This is a genomic window from Candidatus Methylomirabilota bacterium (assembly GCA_028870115.1).
Taxonomy (GTDB): domain Bacteria; phylum Methylomirabilota; class Methylomirabilia; order Methylomirabilales; family Methylomirabilaceae; genus Methylomirabilis.
Genome location: JAGWQH010000118.1, coordinates 1 through 2,373 on the forward strand (window position 1 = coordinate 1; position 2,373 = coordinate 2,373).

Annotated in this window: 3 protein-coding genes; 2 read left to right on the forward strand and 1 reads right to left on the reverse strand. The window is 60.9% G+C overall.

Annotated features, from left to right (window positions below; all coding sequences use genetic code 11):
* A partial coding sequence (locus KGL31_14100; GenBank protein MDE2323011.1) for a hypothetical protein occupies positions 1-294 on the reverse strand: 294 nt, incomplete at its 3' end.
* Positions 295-683: 389 nt separating this feature from the next.
* Here KGL31_14100 and KGL31_14105 point away from each other — a divergent pair.
* Positions 684-1,634, forward strand: coding sequence for an IS110 family transposase (locus tag KGL31_14105; GenBank protein MDE2323012.1), 951 nt, complete (start codon positions 684-686; stop codon positions 1,632-1,634).
* Between the two features lie 142 nt (positions 1,635-1,776).
* A partial coding sequence (gene thiE / locus KGL31_14110; protein ID MDE2323013.1) for a thiamine phosphate synthase occupies positions 1,777-2,373 on the forward strand: 597 nt, incomplete at its 3' end.

The following is a 2,373-nucleotide window of genomic DNA, read 5'->3' on the forward strand; positions in this document are numbered from 1 at the left end:
ACCGGCCGCCGTCCGCAAACGGAGGTCAAACTCCCTGAGCTGGGCCATTTGATTCTTGAGGCGTTCAAACCTCTGCAGCAGCTCGGCCTGCTCGTTTGCCGTTGTTCGAAGCTGACGAAGCTCCAGCATGTGGCCGGTATGGCCCACTACCTGATAGATGAGGAAGAGAAAGGCAATGAAAATAAGACCTGCGGTGACGGCAAGCGTACCGAAGAGGGGTTTGGCGATGTGGAACCTTCGGATCTGAGAGCTGGCATCGGGAAGGATAAGGACCGTGTAAAACTTTTTCGCCATCGAGCCGCATCCTTTCCAGTCTGTTTCTGTTACGAACTACGAACAACCGATGAGCGTTGATAGGGTAGCGTATCTTTATATCAAAAACGACGGGAAGCTGTCAACCGTTTCCTGTTTCCCACAACTATTGAGTCTTACATAAGTAATGGAACGCGAACTACATACCTATCCGTTCAGCCTTGTATCTTGACTGTAGCGCTATGAAAAGGTGTAAAGTCGTGGTCGAGCATCCAACACACCCGGACGTGACAGACCGTTTCGTCCTTGGTCCATCGAGACCGGAGCTCAGCACGGGTCGTCACGTCCCGTCCCTCACAGAGCCCGAACAGTTGCGTGGGCCCGTGGAGGCCGCATCCGCAAGGCCGGGCCATCGAGGAGAGGAGGTACCCATGACCACTTCCGCCGTCTTCGTCGGCATTGATGTCTCGAAGGATCGTCTGGATCTTGCGCTTCGGCCGACGGGGGCACGATGGGCCGTCGCCAATGAGGAAGCCGGCATTGCCGACCTGGTGACCCGCCTGCGGCACCAGGCCCCCACGCTGATCGTCCTGGAGGCCACCGGCGGGCTCGACGTACCCGTGAGTAGCGCCCTGGCCGCGGCGGGGCTGCCGGTTGTGGTCGTCAACCCCCGCCAAGTCCGGGACTTCGCGAAGGCGACCGGCAAGCTCGCGAAGACCGATACGCTGGATGCGAGCATCCTGGCCCAGTTCGCCGAGGCGGTCCGTCCCGTCGCTCGAGCGCTCCCGGATGCCGCCACGCAAGCGCTGAGTGCCCTGCTCCTGCGTCGCCGCCAGCTCATCGAGATGCTCACGGCCGAGAAGAATCGCCTGGGGATCGCCCCGACGCCGGTGCGCAAGGGGATCCGGGCGCACATCACTTGGCTGGAAGGCCGCCTGGCCGACCTCGACGAGGAGCTCGCCCACACGATCCGTGAGAGCCCTGTCTGGCGGGAGAAAGACGACCTGCTGCAGAGCGCCCCCGGGGTCGGGCCGGTCCTGGCGCGGACGCTGGTGGCGAACCTGCCGGAGCTGGGGACCCTGACCCGGCAGCAGATCGCCGCCCTGGTAGGCGTCGCGCCCCTGAACCGGGACAGTGGGACCTTCCGAGGCACCCGTCGCGTGTGGGGCGGGCGGGCCCACGTCCGGGCCACCTTGTACATGGGTACCCTGGTGGCGACTCGCTTTAATCCGGTGATCCGCGTGTTCTATCAGCGGCTGTGCGCGGCGGGGAAAGCCAAGAAGGTGGCCTTGACCGCCTGTATGCGGAAGCTGCTGACCATCTTGAATGCGATGCTCAAGCATCAGACCCCGTGGACGATCAAATTCGCACATAGCTCTTGACACCCAAGACAGTTGCTGGCTTGTCGAAGGGTTATTGTTTTCAATACATTCCATCCGTGGTTCGACAAGCTCACCACGAACGGTCCGTAAAGGTATTTATGACTCACTACACTAACAGCTGGCTTGTTACCGAGATAGCTTTTTGATTCCTTGGCAGATATGCCGCTTGTGCGTCATCACTGATCGTGAGTTGCGACGTGGGCTGAGTCACGTTGAAATAGCGATGCAAGCCGTAAAAGGTGGCGCATCGATGATCCAGCTTCGGGACAAGGCAGCCGGACCGCGTCAGCTTCTGTACGAGGCTCGCCAAATTACCCAACTGTGTCGGGCGCACGGGGTTGCCTTCATTGTGAATGACAGGCTGGATCTGGCGCTCGCGGCTGATGCCGACGGTGTCCACCTTGGGCAGGATGACCTGCCTCCATGGAAGGCCCGCACGCTCCTGGGGACAGGCAAGATCTTGGGGGTTTCGACTCACTCCATTGAACAGGCCATCAGGGCCGCAGAGCAGGGGGCCGATTATCTCGGCATCGGGCCGCTCTTCGCGACAGCCACGAAAGCGACCGGGTACGAACCGGTTGGCTGCGACACGATTCGACAACTGCGGGCCCGGCTCCCTCTCCCGATCGTGGCCATCGGTGGCATCAGCTTGAGTAACGTCGGAGAGGTCATACGGTCTGGGGCTGCTGGTGTTGCGGTGATCTCGGCGATCGTCGGCACTGATGACATCACGACGGCT